The following is a 20,793-nucleotide window of genomic DNA, read 5'->3' on the forward strand; positions in this document are numbered from 1 at the left end:
CGCCCGCCACCGCCGCCGCCCGCCACCGCCGCCGCCCGCCACCGCCGCCAGCCGCCGCCAGCGGCCGGCGGTCAGCCGCGCAACCGCCCGCGCCGTCAGTCGCGCAACCGCCCGCGCCGCCAGCCGCGCAACCCCCAGGCAGTCAGCCGCGCAACCCCCAGGCAGTCAGCCGCGCAACCGCCGCGCCACGACCTGTCCGCTGCTTGCGCTACGGCCCGCCGCTGCCCGCGCCACCTGCTGTCAGTGCAACGGCCCGCCGCCTGCCGCCGCCCGCGGCAAGGCTTGCCCGCTGCGCGCGCGACCTGCGGTCCGGGCCACGGCCTGCTGCTCGTCCGTGCCAGGGCCCGTCGCGCGCTGCCGTAAGTCGTCGACAGGCGTCCACCACCCACCTTCGCCTGGTGTCCATCGGCTTCCCGTCGCCGTGGGTTCGGTGGCGGCTAGATCGGACTAGCGGCGTTCCAGCGCCGACAGCAGCCTTGGCAGCGAGCTGCCCAGGCCCCAACGACGCGTCAGTTCGGCGACCCGCTCCGGGTCGGCGGGTGCCGCGGGGACGACGTCCGGGCGGTCCATGACGATCTTTGCGTCGGTCGCCACGTTGACCACGGTCGGCGCGACGGCGAGGTAGTCCTGGGCGTTGAGCAGCGCGGTGCGGGCGCGAGTGGTGAGTTTGCGGTCGCGGGGGTCGTGCACGGCGTCGAGGACGGCCTGCAGCGAGCCGAACTCGCTGATCAGCTTGGCCGCCGTCTTCTCGCCGATGCCGGCCACGCCGGGCAGGCCGTCCGACGGGTCGCCGCGCAGCACGGCCATCCCGGCGTACGCGCGGCCGGCGTCGTGCACCGGCAGGGCGTACTTGGCGGCCAGCTCCTGCGGCCCGAGCAGCTCGGCCTTCGCCCAGCCGCGACCGAGGTACAGGACTCGCACCGGGGTCGGCTCGTCGCGCACGACCTGGAACAGGTCGCGGTCGCCGGTGATCACCTCGACCGGGTCGGTGGTCTCGCGGGCGGCGAGGGTGCCGATGACGTCGTCGGCCTCGTAGCCGGCGGCCTCGGCGGTGGCGATGCCGACGGCGTCCAGCACGTCCAGGATGATCGGCACCTGGGGTGTGAGGGTGTCGGGCACTTCCTCCTCGCCGTCGACGCCACCCTCGGCGACGCGGTGCGCCTTGTACGACGGGAGCGCGGCGACGCGGAACTCCGGGCGCCAGTCGGCGTCCATGCAGGCCACCAGGCGGCTCGCCTTCCGGTCGGTGATGACCTTCGCGATCGTGTCGACGAACCCGCGCACCGCGTTGACCGGTGTGCCGTCCGGCGCGGTCATCGACTCGGGCAGCGCGTAGAACGCCCGGAAGTACAGGCTGGCGGCGTCCATCAGGACCAGCGGGTTGCTCACCTGGGACAGCTTGCCAGAGAGGTCCGACATCGCCGATCGCTCCGTCCGGACCTGTGGATAACTTCCCCATCCCGGGTCAAGCCCTGGGGTCAAACCTTGGAGGGCGGCAGCCTTCGGGGTGCCGGGTGCCGGGTGCCGGGTGCCGGGTGCTGGGGTCGGGTGGCGGGCAGGGTGGGGTGTGGGTGGTGGGTTCGGGCAGGGGAGGTGGTTGAGGGCGGCCTCGTTGTTTCAACCGACGTTTGAGTGCTGTAAAAACGGTGTTATTTCAGGTTCGAGTTTTGAGGTTCACCCGTTGGTGGAAGTGGTGGTCGGATAAGGGCTGGTTGGGGTGGGGTGATCACTCGGTTGGGGAAGTGGGCTGGTGGTGCGGTGGCTTGTGGCGTGGGACGGGCTGCGCACCACTAGGCTTCCTCCCATGTCGACCCAAGTTGGGCCCGTCGACGTGGACGCCCTGCGCGCGCGCCTCGACCGGGCTACCGCTGCCGCCTCCATCGCGGGCGTTGACGCGTTGCTCATCGCGCCCGGTTCGGATCTGCGCTACCTCCTCGGCGCGGGCGGCACGTCGTTCGAGCGGTTGACCTGCTTGGTGTTGCCGGTCGGCGGGGTGCCCGTGTTGGTGGTGCCCAAGCTGGAGCACCCCGGGTACGCGGGAATCCCCACCGACGAGCTCGGTGTCGAAGTGGCCACCTGGGTGGACGGCGAAGATCCGTACGCGCTGGTCAAGCGGGCGTTGAAGGGGACTCGGACCGCGGTGTCCGACATGATGCCCGCGCTGCACACGTTGCGGTTGCGCGACACCGTCGGTGGCGACCAGGTGCTCGCCGGGCCGGTGTTGCGCGAGCTGCGGATGCGCAAGGACGACACCGAAGTGGCCGCGTTGCGCAAGGCGGGCGCGGCGATCGACCGCGTCCACGCGCGCATGGCCGAGTGGCTGCGCCCCGGCCGCACGGAGGCCGAGGTGGGTGCGGACATCGCCGCGGCGATCGTCGCCGAAGGCCACGCGCTGGCCGAGTTCGTCATCGTCGCCTCCGGCCCGAACGGCGCGTCGCCGCACCACGACTTGTCCGACCGGGTGATCGAGGCCGGTGACGTGGTGGTGGTCGACATCGGCGGACCGGTGGCCGAGGGCTACAACTCCGACTCCACCCGCAACTACGTGCTCGGCGAACCGCGTGACGCCGACGTGTGGGAGACCTACGCGGTGCTGCAGGCCGCGCAGAAGGCCGCCGTCGAAGCGGTCCGGCCCGGCGTCACGTGCGAAGCGGTCGACGCCGCTGCCCGCGACATCATCGCCGACTCGGGCTTCGGCGAGTTCTTCGTCCACCGCACCGGCCACGGCATCGGGCTGGACGTGCACGAGGACCCCTACATCGTCGCCGGCAACGACCTGCCGCTGGAGCCGGGCATGGCGTTCAGCGTCGAACCCGGCATCTACCTGCCCGGGCGGTGGGGTGCGCGGATCGAGGACATCGTGGTCGTCACCGACGACGGCGTGGAGAGCGTCAACAACCGACCGCACGAGCTGGTGGTGTTGCCCGCGTGACGAACCTGGAGCCGATAGACCGGGCGATCCTGCGCGAACTGGCCGCCGACGGCCGGTGCAGCTTCACCGACCTGGCCGAACGGGTCGGGCTGAGCGTGTCGGCCGTGCACCAGCGGGTGCGGCGGCTGGAGCAGCGCGGCGTGGTCCGCGGTTACGCGGCGCGGCTGGACGGCGACGAGATCGGCCTGCCGCTGACCGCGTTCATCTCGCTGACCCCGATCGACCCGGCGGCTCCCGACGACTACCCGAAACGGCTGGAGCACCTGCCGCAGATCGAGGCGTGCTACTCGGTGGCGGGTGACGCGTCGTACGTGCTGCGGGTGCGGGTGGCGTCACCGCACGCGTTGGAGGAGCTGCTGAGGCAGATCCGCGAGGTGGCGAACGTGTCCACCCGCACCACGGTGGTGCTGTCCACGCCGTACGAGGACCGCCCGCCCGCGGTGTGACGGTCAGAACAAGCCGCGCCACGCCTGCGCGAAATCGGCGAGCACGTCCCGGTCACGCCGGTCGGGTGCCCGCGGCAGGAGGCGCTTGACCTCGTCGTCGGTCGCGGGCCGCACGGACAGCACGAAGTCCCGCGCGGCCGAGACGTCCGCCACGTCCGCGACCACGGCCACCACCTCCACCTCACCCATCCGCCGCACGAACACGTGGTTCGTGGAGTCCGGCCGGTACACCGGCTCGGTCGTCTCGACGGTCGCGGGCCGCACCACCAGGCGCGGGAACGCGTGCAGATCACCGACCGCGCCGTCCGGGGAGTAGTCGAGGGTGACCTGGCCGTCGCGGACGTCGATCATCACGCGCACACGTTCCCGCGGTCCGGCGGTGGCGGGCATCGGTGGATCTACTCAACCGGGTCGGCGGGGACCGCGTCGTAGGCGGCTTGGACGCGGGCGAGCGCCGAGCCGTCCACGGTGAACTCGACGCCGTCGATCCGCGACACCCCGACCACGCCGATCGAGTTGGTCAGGAACGCGCCGCGGTAGAGGCCGACGTCGGCCAGCCGCACCACCTCCCGGCGCGATGGCAGCTGCCGTTCCAGCAACTGCATGGTGATGCCGTGCAGCCAGTCCGCCCGCGGCCACACCACGCCGCCGGTGTCGTCGAAGAACCCGATGTTGGCGATCGCGCCCTCCACCACCACGCTGTCGGCGGTGAGCAGCGCGTCGTCGTAACCGGCCTGTTGGGCGCGTCTGCGGTGGTGAAGCTGGCCGAAACCGCCGAGGTGCTTCACCCGCGGCAGCGGACGGGTGTAGGGCACCGACATGAGGCGTTGCGGCGTGGTCGGGGGAGCGGTCGGCGGGAGCACCGCGACCATCACGGACGGCGCGTCGAGGCCGAACACGGTGACCCGCACGGCCGCGTCGCGGACGTCACCCAGCGCGTGGGAGATGAGGGTGCGGACGTGGTCGCCGTGCAGCGGGGTGCCGTACAGCTCGCGGTTGGCCTGGTCGAGTCGGCGCAGGTGCAGGTCGAGGCCCTTGACGCGGCGGTCGCGCAGCTGAAGGGCGGTGAAGTGCCCGTAGTTGGCCAGCAGACCGGTCGCCAGCCGGTCGGTGGTGGGCGGCTCGCCGTCGATCTCGATCCTCAGCACGGACGCGACCGTAGCGTGGCGGGAATCGAGGGTCGGCGGTCGTTGCCGCCGCCGCGGGTGGCCGAGAGGGTGGACGGTGTGGAACGCGAGGTGCTGGTGGTCGGGTACGACGGTGCGGCGCTGACCGACATCGCGGGCCCGGCGGACGTGTTCGACGGCGCGAACCGGGCCTGTGCGGCCGATCGGGCAGGCGGCGGGTCGGGCGGGGTCGACCGGGCGCGCGGGGTGGGCGACGGCGGTGGGCACGGGGAGCGGTCGGGAGGGCTCGACCAGGTGGGCGACGGTGCCGGCAGGGGTTGGCGGCCGGGTGTTCGTGGCGGTTACCGGGTGCGGTTGGCGGCGGTCGGTGGTGGGTTCTCGGTGACCGGTGGGTTGCGGGTGGAGGCCGAGGACTTGCGGGAGGTGACCGGGGCGGTGGACACGGTGCTGGTGGTCGGCGGGTTCACGTTCGCCGAGGCGGCACGGGACGTCGAGCTGCTGCACCACCTGAGGCGGGTCGCGGCCGGTGCGCGCAGGGTCGGCAGCGTCTGCACGGGCGCGTTCGTGCTGGCGGCGGCCGGGTTTCTGGACGGCGCGCGGGCCACCACGCACTGGGCGTACTGCGACCGGCTGGCCGCCGACCACCCCGCGGTGGACGTGGTGCCGGACGCGATCTACGTGCAGGACGGGCGGCTGGTCACGTCCGCCGGCGTCACCGCGGGCATCGACCTGGCGCTGGCGCTGGTGGAACGCGACCACGACGCCGCGCTGGCCCGGCTGGTCGCCCGCTGGATGGTGGTGTTCCTGCAGCGTCCCGGCGGGCAGTCGCAGTTCAGCGTGCGGTCACGGGTGCCGCCGGTGCGGGAGCCGGGGCTGCGGGCCGTGCTCGACGCGATCGCCGACGACCCGGCGGCCGGCTGGACGGTCGAGGAGATGGCCCGCCGTGCCGCGATGAGCGCACGGCACTTCGCCCGCGTGTTCCCGCGCCGGGTCGGCGTCTCACCCGCCCGGTACGTGGAACGGGTCCGGGTCGAGGCGGCGGCGAACGTGCTGGAGTCGGGCGACGAGGGGTTGGACGTCGTGGCCCGGCGCACGGGTTTCGGTTCGGCGGAGACGTTGCGCCGGGCTTTCCTGCGGGTGCTCGGCGTGACGCCGGGCGGTTACCGCGACAGGTTCCGCACCACCGGTGCGGCATAGGAGGGGGATCGACGTGGACGTGGCTTTCGTGCTCTACCCGAAGATGACGGCGTTGGACCTGGTGGGGCCGTACGAGGTGCTGGGCCACCAACCGGAGGTGACCTCGCACTTCGTCGCCGAGTCACTCGAACCGGTGGTCACCGACGCCGGGCTGACGATCGTGCCGACCACGACGTTCGCCGAGCTGGACCGCGCCGACCTGATCGTGGTGCCCGGTTCGGGCCGGTGGGAGGACGCGTTGGCGGACGGTGTGGTCGCGGCGTGGCTGGAGCGGGTGCACCCGACCGCGACCTGGACCACGTCGGTGTGCACCGGGTCGACGCTGCTGGCGCAGGCGGGCATCCTGGCCGGCCGGCCCGCGACCACGCACTGGGCGGTGCGTGACGAGCTGGCCGCCCGCGGCGCGGTGGTGAGCACGGACCGGGTGGTGGTCGACGGGTCCGTGGTCACCGCCGCCGGGGTGTCCGGCGGGATCGACCTGGCGCTCACCCTCGTCGGCCGGATCTGGGGTGACGAGCGGGGCCGCTTCACCCAGCTGTTCATCGAGTACGACCCCGAGCCGCCCTACCGGGTCGAGGTCCCCGACGAGCCGCCCGCCGACCTCGTCACCTTCGCCCGCAGCGTGTTCGGGCGCTGACCGGGTGACCGCGGCCAGCACGGCGGGCTGCCCGCCGTGCCGGCGCAGGACTCGCAGCGGCAACCCGGCCAGCGCCAGCACCGAGCCTTCCGCGAACAGCTCGCCGTCCAGGTCGAGCGTGCCGCCGACGACGATCACCAGCGCGTCCCGCCACTCGTCGGGGTCGTAGGGGTGCTCACCCGTGACGGTCACCAGCCGGACGTCGAAGCTCACAGCGACTCGGGCAGGCCGAAGAGCGGGAACCGGTCGGACGGGAACGTGATGATCTCCGCGATCTCGTCGCCCTCGATGCGCAGCACGTCCATCGCCACCGGCTTGAACAGCTCTTCGCCCGGCTTGCGGGCGTAGCCCGCGAACGCGGGCTGCCGGTTCGCCCGGGTCTCGAGCACCTTCCACTCGCCGAACGCCTCCGGGCCCACCATCACCGGCGCCCAGAGGTCGATCACGGCGTCGCGGCCGAGGTACCACTCCGGCTGCGGCGGCATCGTCCACGTGACGTCCGCGCGCAACGCCGACGCCATCAGCTCCAGGTCGCAGCGCTCGGTGGCCTCCACGAACTTGCGGATCACGGCCTTCTCCCGCGGGTTCGGCCCGCCCGACCAGTCGGCACGCCGTTGCGGCAGGTGCTTGCGCATGGTGACGCGGGCGCGTTGCAGCGCGCTGTTCACCGCGGGCACGGTCTCCTCCAGCAGCGTCGCCGTCTCGCTCGCCGGCCAGCCCAGCACGTCCCGCAGCACCAGCACCGCGCGCTGCTTGGCGGGCAGGTGCTGCACCGCGGCCAGGAACGCCAGCTCGATCGTCTCCCGCGCCACCACCTCCGCGTCCGGCTCGGCGTCCAGCAGGGCGTCCGGGAACGGCTGCAGCCACGGCACGTCGGCCACCGGCATCTCGTCGGTGGTGGCCTGCGCGGGACGCCGGTCGATCACGTCGAGGCACGCGTTCGTGGCGATCCGGTACAGCCAGGCGCGGAACGACGAACGCCCCTCGAAGGTGTCCCGGGCGCGCCACGCCTTCAGGAACGTCTCCTGCACCAGGTCCTCGGCCTCGTCGAACGAGCCGAGCAGCCGGTAGCAGTGCACGCGCAGCTCGTGCCGGTACCGCTCGGTCTCCCGCGTGAAGTCCACCGTCATCTGCGCAACCTCGCTCATGGTCACCCTCCGGGCTTGTACGGTGACGTGCCGGTCGCACGCCGCACAACTCGTGTGACGGGTCTGGCCCGGGAAACTCATCGGTCGCGGCGGAATCGGATCGGGGGAGCAGTTGGTCGGGGGCACGGGGTTCCGCGCGGTGTTCGCGGTGCCGGAGTTCCGGGTGCTGTGGTCGGCGGCCGTGCTGTCGACCGTCGGCGACCAGTTGGCCCGGGTGGCGTTGTCGGTGCTGGTGTTCCAGCGCACCGGTTCGGCGGCGTGGACGGCGTTGACGTACGCGTTGACGATGCTGCCCGCGCTGGTGTCCGGTGTGCTGTTGACGGGGCTGGCCGACCGGTATCCGCGGCGGACCGTGATGGTCGTCGCGGACGCGGTGCGGGCCGTGCTGCTGGCCGTGATGGCGGTGCCGGGCGTGCCGCTGCCGGTGGTGGCGGCGTTGCTGGTGGTGGCGCAGCTGGCGGAGCCGCCGTTCGCCGCCGCGCAGGGCGCGCTGCTGCCGTCCGTGCTGGGGGAGAAGTACGAGGCGGGCCAGTCGGTGCACCTGATCACGCACCAGGCCGGGCTGCTGCTGGGTTTCGTCGGCGGCGGACTGGTGGTGGCGTGGCTGGGCACGTCCGGGGCGCTGCTCGCGGACGGGGTGACGTTCGCGTTGTCGGCCTTGCTGCTCAGGTTCGGCCTGCGGCAACGGCCTGCCCCGGCGTTCGTGCCGGCCGCGCACGTCCGGATCCGGGCGGGTGCGGCGCTGGTGTGGCGGGACCGGCGGCTGCGGCTGCTGGTCGGCCTGGGGTGGTTGGCGCTGTTCACCGTGGTGCCGGAAGGGCTGGCCGCGCCGTTCTCGGCGGAGGTCGGCGCCGGTGCGGCGGGGGTGGGGCTGCTGCTGGCCGCCGACCCGGCCGGGATGGTGCTGGGCACGGTGCTGCTGCGGTTCCTGCCCGCGTCGGTGCGGGTGCGGCTGCTCGGCCTGCTGGCCGTGGCCACCGCGTTGCCGCTGGTCGGGTACCTGTTCGCGCCGAACCTGGTGGGTGCGGTGGCGTTGCTGGCGTTGAGCGGCGTGTTCAGCGCCTACCAGGTGACGGCGGGTGCGACGTTCGTCCGCCTGGTGCCGGACGAGCAGCGCGGCCAGGCGTTGGGCTTCGCCCGCAGCGGCCTGGTCGCGGCGCAGGGCATCGGTGTCGCGGCGGGCGGCCTGCTGGCGTCCGCGACGGGCTCGGCGACGACCGCGATCGCGGTGGCGGGCATCGCGGGCACCGTCCTGGCGCTGACCGTCACGGCCGCGTGGTCGCGCGTCGCACCGGCCGCGGTGCCGTGAGCGTTGAACTCGGGGTACGTGAACGTAGGACACGCGCGTTCTGAGCGTAGGACACGCGCGTTCTGAACGTGGGACTCTCGCGTTCTGGAGGTAGGACACGCGCGTGCTGTGGCGCAACCGGTCGTTCCTGCTGTTGTGGGCGGGGCAGTCCGTGTCGCTCGTCGGGTCGCAGGTGACGGTGGTCGCGGTGCCGTTGGTGGCGGCCCTGACGTTGGGCGCGGGCGCGTGGGGGATCGCGGTGGTGACCGCGTGCGGGCGGCTGCCGTACCTGGTGTTCGGGTTGCCCGCCGGGGTGTGGGTGGACCGGTTGCCCAGACGGGCGGTGGCCGGGGTGTGCGCGGTCGGGCAGGCGGTGGCCCTGGCGGTGGTGCCGGTCGCGGCGGGGCTCGGTGTGCTGTCGGTGGGGATGTTGGCCGCGGTGGCGGCGGTGGCGGGGACGTTCGCCGTGTTCGCCGACGTCGCCGGGTTGGCGCTGGTGCCGATGGTGGTGCCCGCCGCGCAGTTGACCCGGGCCCAGGGCGCGGTGGAGGTCGGGCAGGCGACGGCGCAGGTCGCGGGGCCCGCGCTGGGCGGGTGGCTGGTCGGGGCGATCACGGCCGCGGGCGCGCTGGTGGTCGACGCGGTCAGCTTCCTCGTCGCGGCGGTCACGGTGCTGTGGGTGCGGGTGGTCGAACGGCCGCAGGTCGGTGCCGGGATGTGGGCCGGGGTGCGGGCCGTGTTCGGTCACCAGGGCTTGCGGCGGGTCACGCTGTGCACGGCGACCCACGTGTTCTGGTTCAACGCCTTCACCGTCGTGGTGCTGCTGCACCTGGTGTCGGCGTTGGGGCTGTCGGCCGCGCAGGCGGGGTTGACGCTGTCCGTCGGTGCGGTCGGTGGGCTGGTCGGCGCACTCGTCGCGCCCCGGCTGGGCGAGCGCTGGGGTCGGCGGCGGACGATGGTCGTCGCGATCCTGGCCGCCGGCGCCGGGCAGGCGCTGGTCGCGGTGGACCAGTTCGTGATCGGCGCGGTGGCGGTGATGTGGTTCGCGCTGCAGGTCTACAACGTGCACCAGGTGCCGGTGCGGTACGAGGCGACACCCGCCGCGCTGCACGGGCGGGTCAACGCGACCATCCGCACGGCGGTCTGGGGTGCCGCGCCCGCCGGGGCGCTGGTGGGCGGGCTGCTCGGCGACGCCGTCGGCCCGCGCGCGACGCTGGTGCTCAGCGGTCTCGGTGCCGCGACCGCGTGCCTGTGGCTGGTCCGGGCACGGGTCGGCTGAGGCCGACCGCGCCGGCCGCGGGAGTGCTGTGCTCGCCGCGGCCCGCACGTGGCCTCGGGGGTCGTTCACCGTCGGTCGTGGAACCCGTCTTCACCAGATCTTGTCGCGCATGGCGGCGCACCTCCCCTCGACGCGGCGGTCCGAAAACGTCGGGCACCAGGGGGGATCACCAGATCTTGTCGCGCACAACCACACCTCGCTCCCGTCTCGACACGGCTTCCGACCTGCGGCTTCACCAGATCTTGTCGCGCATCGATCACCTCCAGTGGTTTGCGTCACCCCGGTAGCGGCTGACAGCGACACAGGTCACCATTACTGTGACCCTCCGTCCGGACGCCATGACAGTCCGGGGCAGACAGTCGTGAGGAACCATGGGCAGAGCGCGTTCGACGTCGTCGGGCGATCGACGCTGGACACTATGGTCCCTGCCCAAGCGGGCCCTGGTGTACGTGCTGTCGGTTGATCTGCTCGCCGTGCTCGCGATCGCCGCCGCCACCACCTGGCCCGTGCCCGCCGACTCGTGGACCACGTTCGCCGTCCTGCTCGGCTGCGCCGCGCTGCACCTGCACTGCTCCCGCTGGATCGAGCGCATCCGGCGCGACCACAGCCACCTGCCGCACGTCGACCTGTGCAGCATCTGGATCCTCGCCGGCGCGCTGGTCCTGCCGCCCGCGCTCGCCGTCGCGCTCGTCGTGCTGATGTACGCGCACCGCTGGTGGGTCGTCGGCCGCTGGGACGCCTCCCGCCCACCGCACCGCAACGTGTTCACCACGTCGATGATGGTGCTGGCCACGCTCGCCGCGAGCACCGTGGCGGGCCTCACCGGGCTGCGCGAGCACCTGCGGGCCGGGCAGCCCGGCGGCGCGCTCGACCTCGTCGGCGTGGTCGGCGCGGGCGTGGCGCAGTGGCTGGTCAACACCGCCCTGGTGGCCGCGGTGATCCTGCTGACCGTCCGGCCGCGCTCGGTGAAGGACGCCCTCGGCAGCGGCGCGGACAACCTGCTCGAAGCCGGTCAGCTGGCGCTGGGCGGGTTCGTCGCGCTCGCCGTGGCGTGGTGGCCCGGGTTCGCGCTGCCGATGGTCGTCGCGGCCGTCGCCCTGCACCGCACCGTGCTCATCCACCAGCTGGAGCTGGCCGCCCGCACCGACACCAAGACCGGCTTGCTCAACGCCGAGGCCTGGCACCTGCAGGCCACGCTGGAGCTGCAACGCACCCGCCAGCAGCCGCCCGGTGCGCGGGTCGGCCTGTTCATGATCGACGTCGACCACTTCAAGGACATCAACGACACGCACGGCCACCAGACCGGCGACCTCGTGCTGCGGCGCATCGCGACGGCGCTGGAGTGCGCGGTCCGGCGCGGTGACGCGGTGGGCCGCTTCGGCGGCGAGGAGTTCGCCGTGCTGCTGCCCGGGGTGGACCACGACGAAGCGATGGCGATCGCCGAGCGGGTGCGCTCGGAGGTCCACCGGGTGCTCGTGGACGACGGCAACGGCGGCGTGGTGGCCGGTCTCACGGTCAGCATCGGTATCGCGGTGTGGCCGGAGGTCGCCGAGGACACCGTGTCCGGGCTGCTCGCGGCGGCGGACGCGGCGCTGTACGAGGCGAAGCGGCTCGGCCGCGACCAGGTGCAGGCGGCGGGCAGGCACCGCCGCGCCCGGTGGACGCCCGCGGCCCGCTCCGAACGGCCCGGGGTGTAACAACCGCGACTCCCTGGAGGATCTAGCTGCAGGTGAGGCCGTCGGTGGCGTAGTTTCTGCCCGCCACCTCCGACACGGTGGCCTCCTCTCCTCGCTTGCAAGGGTCGTGAGCCAGTGGACCTCGGTGCCCCGCACGGAATCCGCTTCCGCTTCGAAGCGGGGCTGCTGCGTGCCGTCCTGCTCGACGTGCACCGCAAACCGCCCGTCGCCGCGGGTGAGGAGCTGACCGCCGAGGCGGGCGCCCGCGACCTGCTGGTCGACCAGACCTGGGACGGGCACGTGCGCGCGGTGCTGCGGCAGCGGTTCGACCTGCCCGCGCCCGCCCGCTGGCGGCTCGCCGTGGACGCGCCCGCCACCGCGACCGCCGACGGTGTGTCGTTCGCCCTGCCCGACGCGGTGACGCTGCACGTGTCCGGATCGGCGCCGTGCGAGATCGCCGACGGCGGGGTGTGCGTGCAGCTGCCCGCGGGCGAGTCCGAGCTGGACGTCACGGTGATCAGCGAGCCGGTGTTCGAGGTCGGCGACACGGTCGTGGTGTGCCGCCCGGACCAAGTGCGCGAGGCCGCCGTCGTGGTCTCGTGCCTGCCCGCCGACCGCGTCACGCCCGTCATCGCGCTGAGACCGGAGGATCCCTCCTCCCACCGGCACGACCTGTTGGTGGCACACCTGCTCGACGCCATGGGCGTGCGCCGCGTGGTGTTCCTCGACGAACCGGACCACGAGCTGTTCGGTGACCTGCCCGAACGCCTGCACCTGCCGTGCGAGGACCCCGTCGGGCTGACCGGCAAGGCGTGGGAGCTGCTGCGCGGCGGCGAACCCGAACGCACCCTCGACGTGGCTCCGGACGCCGATTTCGTCGCCGCCCTGCTCACCGCCCTGCGCGCCGGCGCGGCGCTGCGCGTGGACGACGACGCGCCGCCCGTGCCGTTCGCCGAGCACAACCCGGACGACACCGACGAGGCCGTGCTGGTGGAACGCACCGGCGAGGCCGACGACCTGGTGGCCGCCGCGTACGCCCACCACCGCGGCGCCCGGCTGGTGATCACGCCCGCCCCGGACCTGACCGAGGTGCGCGCCGTGGTGGCCGAGGAGCAGGAGCGGGTCACCGCGGCGGCGGGCGCGATCGGTGACGCGGTCAAGGGCATCGGGTTCGTCGAGGCGCTGTGGCGGTACCTGTCCACCGGTGGGCACGACCCCTACGCGGCGGTCGAGGAGGTGGTCACCGCGCAGGTGCCCGCCGAGGCCGTCGCGGAGGTCGGCGACCGGGGGCTGACCGCGTTCACCACCGGCCTGCCCTACTCGTTCGTGCACACCGCCGACGTGAACTGGGCGCGCAAGCCGATCGGGCACGTGGTGGCCGACCCGGCGCTGGTCGTGCTCACCGAACTGCACCGGGCCGGCGTGGCGCGCGAGCCCGGTGCGTTCAGCCTGGTGGTCGACTCCGGGTCGTTCCGTGAACTGCCCGAGACCACGACGTCCCCGGGCCACCACACCCACCCGATCGTGCTGACCGAGCGGGAAGCCTCCCCGGACGTGCTGCGCGGCCTGGTCGTGGACCTGCCGGTCGAGCTGGTGTTCTTCAACTGCCACGACGCCGACGACGCGATCGTGCTCGGCGGGCACGCGCTGCCCGACGCGGACCTGCCGGTGACGCTGAGGCACCGGCCGATCGTGTTCAACAACTCGTGCCGGTCGTGGACGGGGCTGGGCCGCGAGTTCGTCCGCGCCGGCGCCCGCGGCTACATCGGCACGCTGTGGACCATCCCGCCGAACCTGGCCGCCGGGTTCGCCCGCACCGTCGTGCGCCGCCTCACCGCCGAGGAGACACCCGCCGCGCGGGCCATCGTCAACACCGGCACGCCGGGCGGTATCGAGCGGGCCTACCTGTACGTCGGCACGGTCAACGGCAGGCTGGACGAGCGGCGCGACCGGTCCACCACCGACGCCGAGGCCGCGTTGACCGGCTGCGAGCTGCTGGCCGCCGCCGCACGCGACCGCACCGGGCCGCTGGCGCCCGTGCTGCACCGGGAAATCGCCGCGCTGCGCGAGGTCGCCGAGGCGGGCGGTGCGGCCGACACCCCGTCCTACGCCGACGTGCTGCTGGCCGAGCTGGAACTGGAAACCGACGACGAGCGGGCCGCCGACCTGGTCGACCGGGTCGACGCGCTGCTGACCGGGCTCGACCTGCCCGACGACGAGCTCGAACCCCTCTGGGCGACCAGGTTCGAGCTCACCGGCGACCGGGCCGAGCGGCGTGGGGAATACGGGGCCGCGCTCGCGGACTTCGAACGGTGTGTGGGCTTGGGCGACGCGTGCCGCGACCGGGCGGCCGTCCTGCTGCGGATGGCGAGGCTGCTGATGCACGAGGGCAGGACCGACGAAGCCGGCCAGGCGGCGCGGCTGGCGTACGACGAACACCTGGCCAGACAGGACAGACCCGGGCAGCTGGAGTCGATCATCGTGCTGGACGAACTCGGCGACGCCGACCCCGAGACCTCCCTCCGGTACGCCGTCGAGGGCCACGACCTGGCCGAGGAGGTGGGCGACCCGGCGCGGCAGGCCGCGTTCAAGCTCGCCGAGTGCGACCGGCACCGCGAACGCGGCGACCTGGCCGAGGCGATCGACGCCGGGTCCCGCGCGGTGGAGCTGTTCCGCGATCTCGGTGACGACCGGCAGGAGCTGGCCGCGTTGCGGCGGCTCGGCGCGTGCCACCGCGACCGGGGCGACCTGGAGACCGCTCAGCACTACGCCGCCGTGGGGCTGGCCCGGGCCGAGCAGGTGGGCGCGGCGGCCGAGGTGGCGTCGTTCCACGACGACCTCGGCGGTGTGCTGACCGCGCGCGGCGAGCACGGCAAGGCGTTGGGGCACTACCGGCACGCGGTGGAGAAGCTGGTCGCCACGGGCGCGTGGGAGCGCGGCGCGGAACTGCTGCCGCACCTGGCCGTCGGCGCGGTCCGGGCGGGCGACCCGGAGGCGCTGTGGACCGCGGCCCTGTCCGGTGGCCTGATCTGCGAGGTCGCGCCGCGCGAGGTGTGGAAGTCGGTCGTGCCGCTGGTGGTGGACTCGATGAAGCGGGCGATCGAGACCGGGCCGCTGGAGCTGACCGAACGCGGCATGACCGACTTCGCCAGCGCGGTGACCGCGGGCAGGCGCGAGGACATGCCGTTCCAGGTCGGTCTGCTCGCGGACGTGGTGGTCGTGCTGCTGGCCTGGCTGATGGACCGCGCCGACGCGCACATCCTCGCGTTCGCCCGCGAACTGGACCGCACCAGCGGCGGCGTGCTCGACCTGGTCGGCTACGTGTCCGTGCCGTACGCCGAACGCGCCCGCAACCCCGGGACGGGCCGGTCGCGGCCCACCAGCGGCCTTCGCTGAGGTCGTCCGGCAGGCCGAAGGCGCCACGGCGCACCTCGTGCGGGGTCAGTTCCCCCGGTACTCGGCCGCGGTGCGCGGGTAGAGCTCGCGGTAGGCCGCGAGGTGACCCCACGGCGTGGTGACGGACTCCGCCCGGAGCAGGCCGTGGACCAGGGCGCGGGCGAAGACCGCCCGTGCGGCGGCGAGCACCTCGCCGGCGTCGGCGTCGTGGGTGCCGGTCGAGGCGGCGAAGGCGGTGTCGCCGTCGGTCAGGCCGTGCGCCGGGCGGACCGCGATCGCGAGCCCGTCCTGAGCGGCGCCGGCCAGGGCGAACAGGTGCGGCAGGCGGGCGTTCGTGGCGACCACGCCGATGACCGTGTTGAACGGTTGCGCGTGGCCTTCGACCCGGGCCGCGGCCAGGTCGTCGCCCTGGTGGGCGGGGAACTCGCCCGGCAGGCCGAGGGGCGCGGCGAACGGCAGGCCGGTGTCGACGTCGACCGACGGGCCGACCGCGTTGAGCGCGGCGATCGCGCCGACCACCACGCCACCGGGCAGTGCGACGCTCGCCGTGCCCAGGCCGCCTTTCACGGTGGCGTTGAGCGCACCCGCGCCCGCGCCGACGTTGCCCTGCCCGACTTCGACGCCCGCGCGGCGCACGGCCTCCGCGCCCTCCTCCGGCCCCGGACAGGCGTGGAAGTCGCCGCCCCGGCCGAGGTCGAACAGCGCGGCCGCGGGCACGAACGACCCCAGCTCGCGCGCCGCACCGTCGGCCGCGGACAGCCCGTACGCGCTGCCGCCGGTCAGCACGACACCGCGCACTTCCCGGCCGCCGTAGCGCGGGTCGAGCGCGGCGGTGTCCCGGGTCGCCGGAGCACCACCACGAACGTCCACAGTGGACAGTGTGCCGGGTGGGAACAGCACGGCCGTCGTGCCGGTCAACGCGCCGGCGCCGATCCGGGTGGCGTGCCCGACCAGCACGCCCGGCACGTCGGTGATCGCGTTCCGCACGCCGCCGATGCTACGGCCGACGCGGTGTCGGGCTCGGTCGGCGCACCGGGAATTCATCCTGCGGCGGGACACGCGCGGTCACCGTGAATGCGACAAAAGGCCTGGTCAGTGCCGGTATGGCGGTCCGGGTCACCGGTGGTCGCGGCGCGGGTGGATGGTCCGAACGGTTCAACGATCAAGGATTAGGCCGTTCGGGCGAGTGTGTACGTCCGGTTCGTCAGGCAGAGTTCTGCCCCGATCGGACGGTGACGGCAGCCCATCAGCAGGTTGCCCGGTACGGGGGGTTCCTGGTGGTGGCTCTGTTTGGCGTGCGCGGAAACAGACCGCGCGGCAAGAGACTCGTGGCTTTGCTCGCGGCTTCGGTGGTCGGGGTGGCCGTGGTGCAGCCGGTGGCGGTGGCGGCTCCTGAGCCCGTGCCGGCCACGGTGGTGGACGAGGCGGTGGACGAGGCTTCGGCGCAGGAGTTGGCGAAGCGGCTGGGTCGGCCGGTGCGGATCACGGGAAAGACGTCGGAGACCGACGAGTTCTGGGCGACGCCCGAGGGTTCGTTCACGTGGCGGCAGCACCAGCGTCCGGTGCGGGTGCGCCGGGACGGCGGGTGGGTCGCGGCGGACACGACGTTGGAGCGCCGTGCGGACGGGTCCGTGGCGCCGAAGGCCGCGGTGGTGGAGTTGACGCTGTCCGGTGGCGGCAAGGGGTCCAAGGCGCGCGGGCCGCTGGTGCGGATGGCGCACCAGGGTGCCGAGGTGGGGCTGAATTGGGAGTCCGATCTGCCGGAGCCGGTCCTGGAGGGGTCGACGGCGACGTACCCGGAAGTGCTGCCGGGCGTCGACCTGCGGGTCACGGCGGATGTGATCGGGTTCTCCGAGGTGTTGGTGGTGAAGACGCCGGAGGCGGCGAAGAATCCGAAGCTGCGCAAGGTGACGTTCGGCTCGCACACGAAGAACTCGCGGGTGCGGGCGGTCGAGCGCAAGGCTAAGGCCGGCAGTCCCGGTCTTGAGGTGGTGGACGGCGCGGGTTCGGTGGTGTTCACCGGTGACGCGACGCGGATGTGGGACTCCAGTGGTGACGACCGGCGGGAGCCGCGGCGGGCGGTGATGAGTGTCGAGGTGTCGGACGGGAGCGTGAGCATCGTCCCGGACCAGGCGTTCCTGGCCGATCCGGACACGCGTTACCCGGTGTTCCTGGACCCGGAGTACTCGTGCGGTTCCTGTGGCAAGGCGCACCACGTGGTGGTGCAGTCCGGTCCGGGCATGACCGGGGCGAAGAACTTCGACGTGACCACCGGTGCGCTGAACGACCTGAAGGCCGGTTACCAGAACACGGACTCCTCGGGGATATCGCGTTCGTACGTGCAGATGAACACCGGTCCGCTGAGCGGCAAGGTGGTCGACTGGGCGACGTTGAACACGACGTTGCTCTACTCGTGGTGGAGTGCTCCGACGGCCACGTCGACGCAGCTGCACCTGGCGGGGTGGATCGACGCGAACACGACGTGGGACAACCAGCCGGGAGGGGTGGTGGTGCCGGGTACGTCGGAGTCGTTGCTGTCGTCGGTGAACACGACGAACCAGTCCAAGGCGCCGAACGTGCCGATGCAGTTCGGTGCGACGAACGCGGTGCGGGCGGCGGCCGCGGGCGGTTGGGGCCTGACGACGTTCCTGCTCAAGGGCGAGAGCGAGTCCACCACGACCTCGTGGCGCCGGTTCGGGCTGAACCCGTACCTGGAGGTGCGCTACAACTCCACGCCCAACAACCCGACCGACCACGCGATGCAGAACGGCACGGTGCCGTGCGTGAAGGGTGAGAACCGGCCGTACGTGTTCACCCGCACGCCGCAGCTGCAGGCCCGGGTGTCCGATCCGGACGGTGGCGTCCTGCACGTGCTGGTCGCGACCAGCGGCGGACCGTACGGCGCGGACGTGCCGGGCACCTACCGCGACAACGGGGCCACGCTGGCGCAGTCCACGATCGGCACGCCCGGACCCAACCAGGCCGCGCTGGCACAGGTGCAGGTGCCGGAGGGGTGGATCACCTCGGACGGCATCTACAAGTGGGCGATGAGGGTGTCGGACGGGGCGTTGTCCTCGCCGCGGTGGGACTGGGACTGCGAGTTCTACGTCAACACCACGGTGCCGCTGGCGCCGTCCGTGCGGGCCACGAACACCCCGGTCAACCAGAGTGACACCGCGACCTTCGCCATCAGCGTGCAGCCGGCGACCCCGGGCCTGTTCGACATCGACCGGTTCGTCTACACCACCGACGGCAGCGTGCCGTCCACGCAGGGCTCGCCGAGCGTGCCCGCGACCAGGGCCGTCAGTACCGACGGCGGGTCGTGGGCGGTCGCGTCGCTGTCGACCACCGCGCTCAACGCGCAGCAGAACCTGCTGAGGGTGCGGGCGGTGAACAAGGCGGGTACACCGGGCCCGGACAGCACCTGCGTCAGTCCGCTGGTCGTCGTGGGTGCCGCGCCGAACACCGCGTGCGGTTACACGGTGTTGCCGTTGACGTCGGCGAAGTTCCTCAAGGGCGCCTGGGCGTTGGACGACACGGCGGGCACCACGGCGTCGGACAACGTCGCCGTGCTCAACCCGGGCGAGACCGCGCACCCGGCCACGCTGACCGAGGCCGGGTGGGCCATCGGGTACAGCCGGGGCAACGCCTGGACCCAGGCCGACGCGTTCGGCGCGAAGGACGGCGTCAAGGGCGGGATCAACATCAGGCCGAACGGCTTCCTGTCCACGACCGGGCCGGTGTTGGACACCAGCAAGTCGTTCAGCGTCGCGACGTGGGCGTACCTGCAGCAGACCGGTGGCTACTACACGGTGCTGTCCCAGGACGGCAACTCGGTCAGCGGCTTCTTCCTGCAGTACTCCGCGGACGTGGGCAAGTGGTCGATGAGCACGACCGACACCGACGCGGTCACCGACACCCCGAACCGCGTGACCTCCGGCGACAACGCCGCGGCGGTGATGGTCAACAGGTGGACCCACCTGATCGGCACCTACGACGCGAACAGCAGGCAGTTGTCGCTGTACGTGGACGGCAAGCCCGCCGGGTCTAAGGTCCTGGCGACTCCGCTGTGGAACGCGGGCGGACCGTTCGTCATCGGTGCGGCGAAGTGGGACGGCTTGCGCGCCGACCACTTCCCGGGCCAGGTGGACGACGTGCAGGCGTGGCAGCGGGTGCTGTCCGCGCAGGACGCGCACGACCTCGCCACCGCGTCCGCGCCGCGGGCGAACCTGGGACTGGCCGAGGGTGCGACCGAGCTGCTGGCCACCGGCGCGACCGGTGACGAGTTCAACCCGCCCTACGTGGCCGCTCCGGTGAAGTCGCTGGAGGGGTACTGGAAGTTCGACGAGAACGCGGGCACCACCGCGGCCGATTCCAGCAACAACGGCGCCGGGTACGCGAACAACCTGATCACCACGGAGGCGACGTCGTGGGTGCCCGGCAAGTCCGGCAGCGCCCTGTACTACAACGGCACCGAGGACAGTTACAGCTACTCGACCGGGCCCGCGGTGAACACCTCGCAGTCGTTCACGGTGTCCGCGTGGGTCAAGCTGGACGACCTCAACGGCTACTACGCCGTGGCGGGGCAGTCGGGCCAGAACGTGCCCGGCTTCGCCATCCGCTACTCGCCGGACGTCAACGCCTGGATCTTCGGCCTGAACCGGTCGGACGCCACGGGTGCGGTCACTGACTGGGCGTTCCGGAGCAACACGGTCACGGCCGCCGGCGTGTGGACGCTGGTGACGGGTGTCTACAACAACGAGTCCAAGCGCATCCAGCTCTACGTGGACGGCAAGCTGATGGGCACGCGGTCGTTCGCCGGCACGCCGTGGAACGCCTCCGGACCGGTCACCGTCGGCACGTACAACTTCGGTCCGCTCGTGGGCTCGATGCGGGGCGTCATCGACTCGGTGCAGTTGTGGCAGCAGGCGTTGACCGCGAGTCAGGTCGCCGCGCTGGCCGGACTGTCCTACGTGGACAGCGTCTGGAACATCAACGGACACACCGCGGGCACCGCCACCGGTGGGGCGTCACTCGTCGCGGGCGACGGTGCGGCGAACGTGTCGCTGTCGGGCGCGTCGGGCACCGCCATCACCCTGCCGCGCCCGCGTGACTTCCGCACCGACCGCTCGTACACCGTGTCCGCGTGGGTGAAGACCGACTCGGACGCGGTGGGTGCGCGGACCGCGGTGGGCCAGGACGACACGACCAACAGCTCGTTCATGCTGGGCTTCCGCCGGGGTTCGGGCGAAGCGCAGGGCCGGTGGGCGTTCGCGGTGTCGTGCGACCGGACCACGGCGAACTGCATGCGCACGGCGTACAGCGACGCGGCGGCCGTGCCCGGCGCGTGGACGCACCTCGCGGCGACCCTCGACACGGTGACCGGCAAGGTCTGCCTGTTCGTCAACGGCGAACCGCAGGACGGCGCGAGCGGCTGCGTCGACGCGACGGGCTTCCACTTCGGCGCGGGCCCGCTGGTCGTGGGCCGCAGCCTGTGGGGCGGCAACCAGGTCGACCTGTGGCAGGGCGGGGTCGCGGGCGTGCGCGTCCACTCCGGCGTGCGCACGGTCGACCAGATCAAGGGCGACCGCACCGCCGACGACCCGGGCACGTTGTTCGGCATCGTCCACTGACCCTTCGCGTTCTCCCACACCCAGGTTGAGACGG

14 protein-coding genes are annotated in these 20,793 nt (G+C 72.8%); 9 read left to right on the plus strand and 5 right to left on the minus strand.

What is annotated here, in order from left to right; all coding sequences use genetic code 11:
• Positions 1-447 precede the first annotated feature (447 nt).
• On the minus strand, positions 448-1,389 hold the full coding sequence (locus A6A25_RS08910; protein ID WP_073887747.1) for a 5'-3' exonuclease: 942 nt from the start codon (positions 1,387-1,389) through the stop codon (positions 448-450).
• A gap of 415 nt (positions 1,390-1,804) precedes the next feature.
• On the opposite strand from A6A25_RS08910, the gene A6A25_RS08915 reads away from it, so the two are divergent.
• Together A6A25_RS08915 and A6A25_RS08920 are read left to right on the plus strand one after the other, a co-directional pair.
• A complete protein-coding gene (locus tag A6A25_RS08915; protein WP_073887595.1) occupies positions 1,805-2,932 on the plus strand; it encodes a M24 family metallopeptidase in 1,128 nt (375 codons plus the stop codon).
• A complete protein-coding gene (locus tag A6A25_RS08920; RefSeq protein WP_181320534.1) occupies positions 2,929-3,378 on the plus strand; it encodes an Lrp/AsnC family transcriptional regulator in 450 nt (149 codons plus the stop codon). Before A6A25_RS08915 ends, A6A25_RS08920 begins: the two co-directional genes overlap by 4 nt.
• 3 nt (positions 3,379-3,381) lie before the next feature.
• On the opposite strand, the gene A6A25_RS08925 is transcribed toward A6A25_RS08920, so the two are convergent.
• Both A6A25_RS08925 and A6A25_RS08930 read right to left on the minus strand, forming a co-directional pair.
• Complete coding sequence (locus A6A25_RS08925; RefSeq protein ID WP_143193036.1) at positions 3,382-3,732, minus strand: hypothetical protein; 351 nt, start codon at positions 3,730-3,732, stop codon at positions 3,382-3,384.
• Between the two features lie 44 nt (positions 3,733-3,776).
• Entirely contained in the window at positions 3,777-4,526 is a 750-nt protein-coding gene (locus tag A6A25_RS08930) for an aminotransferase class IV (RefSeq protein WP_073887597.1), read from the minus strand.
• Between the two features lie 15 nt (positions 4,527-4,541).
• Here A6A25_RS08930 and A6A25_RS08935 point away from each other — a divergent pair, with 15 nt between their 5' ends.
• Positions 4,542-5,702 (plus strand): GlxA family transcriptional regulator, encoded by a 1,161-nt coding sequence (locus tag A6A25_RS08935; RefSeq protein ID WP_274534297.1) that lies wholly within the window; start codon positions 4,542-4,544, stop codon positions 5,700-5,702.
• 13 nt (positions 5,703-5,715) lie between these two features.
• The gene (locus A6A25_RS08940) at positions 5,716-6,339 is read left to right on the plus strand and encodes a DJ-1/PfpI family protein (RefSeq protein ID WP_073887598.1); all 624 of its coding nucleotides are present in this window, start codon (positions 5,716-5,718) and stop codon (positions 6,337-6,339) included.
• Positions 6,340-6,548: 209 nt separating this feature from the next.
• Here A6A25_RS08940 and A6A25_RS08945 read toward each other — a convergent pair whose 3' ends face one another.
• Positions 6,549-7,568, minus strand: a complete 1,020-nt coding sequence (locus A6A25_RS08945; RefSeq protein ID WP_083668197.1) for an RNA polymerase subunit sigma-70 — start codon at positions 7,566-7,568, stop codon at positions 6,549-6,551.
• Between the two features lie 31 nt (positions 7,569-7,599).
• Between A6A25_RS08945 and A6A25_RS08950 the strand changes: the two genes are divergently transcribed.
• The 4 genes from A6A25_RS08950 (at position 7,600) to A6A25_RS08965 (ending at position 15,126) form a co-directional block, all read left to right on the plus strand.
• The gene (locus A6A25_RS08950) at positions 7,600-8,796 is read left to right on the plus strand and encodes an MFS transporter (RefSeq protein ID WP_143193037.1); all 1,197 of its coding nucleotides are present in this window, start codon (positions 7,600-7,602) and stop codon (positions 8,794-8,796) included.
• Positions 8,797-8,899: 103 nt separating this feature from the next.
• A complete protein-coding gene (locus tag A6A25_RS08955; RefSeq protein ID WP_083668183.1) occupies positions 8,900-10,054 on the plus strand; it encodes an MFS transporter in 1,155 nt (384 codons plus the stop codon).
• A 449-nt stretch (positions 10,055-10,503) separates the two neighbouring features.
• Entirely contained in the window at positions 10,504-11,751 is a 1,248-nt protein-coding gene (locus tag A6A25_RS08960; protein WP_241828560.1) for a GGDEF domain-containing protein, read from the plus strand.
• Between the two features lie 114 nt (positions 11,752-11,865).
• Positions 11,866-15,126: a tetratricopeptide repeat protein gene (locus tag A6A25_RS08965; protein WP_073887600.1), complete on the plus strand. Its 3,261-nt coding sequence runs from the start codon at positions 11,866-11,868 to the stop codon at positions 15,124-15,126.
• Positions 15,127-15,171: 45 nt separating this feature from the next.
• Here the strand turns inward: A6A25_RS08965 and A6A25_RS08970 are convergent, their stop codons facing one another.
• On the minus strand, positions 15,172-16,113 hold the full coding sequence (locus tag A6A25_RS08970) for a P1 family peptidase (protein WP_083668185.1): 942 nt from the start codon (positions 16,111-16,113) through the stop codon (positions 15,172-15,174).
• Between the two features lie 341 nt (positions 16,114-16,454).
• Here A6A25_RS08970 and A6A25_RS08975 point away from each other — a divergent pair, with 341 nt between their 5' ends.
• Entirely contained in the window at positions 16,455-20,759 is a 4,305-nt protein-coding gene (locus A6A25_RS08975) for a LamG domain-containing protein (RefSeq protein WP_143193038.1), read from the plus strand.
• The last annotated feature ends 34 nt before the right edge of the window (positions 20,760-20,793 follow it).

The organism is Saccharothrix sp. CB00851, from assembly GCF_001905065.1.
In the GTDB taxonomy this organism is placed as follows: Bacteria; Actinomycetota; Actinomycetes; order Mycobacteriales; family Pseudonocardiaceae; genus Actinosynnema.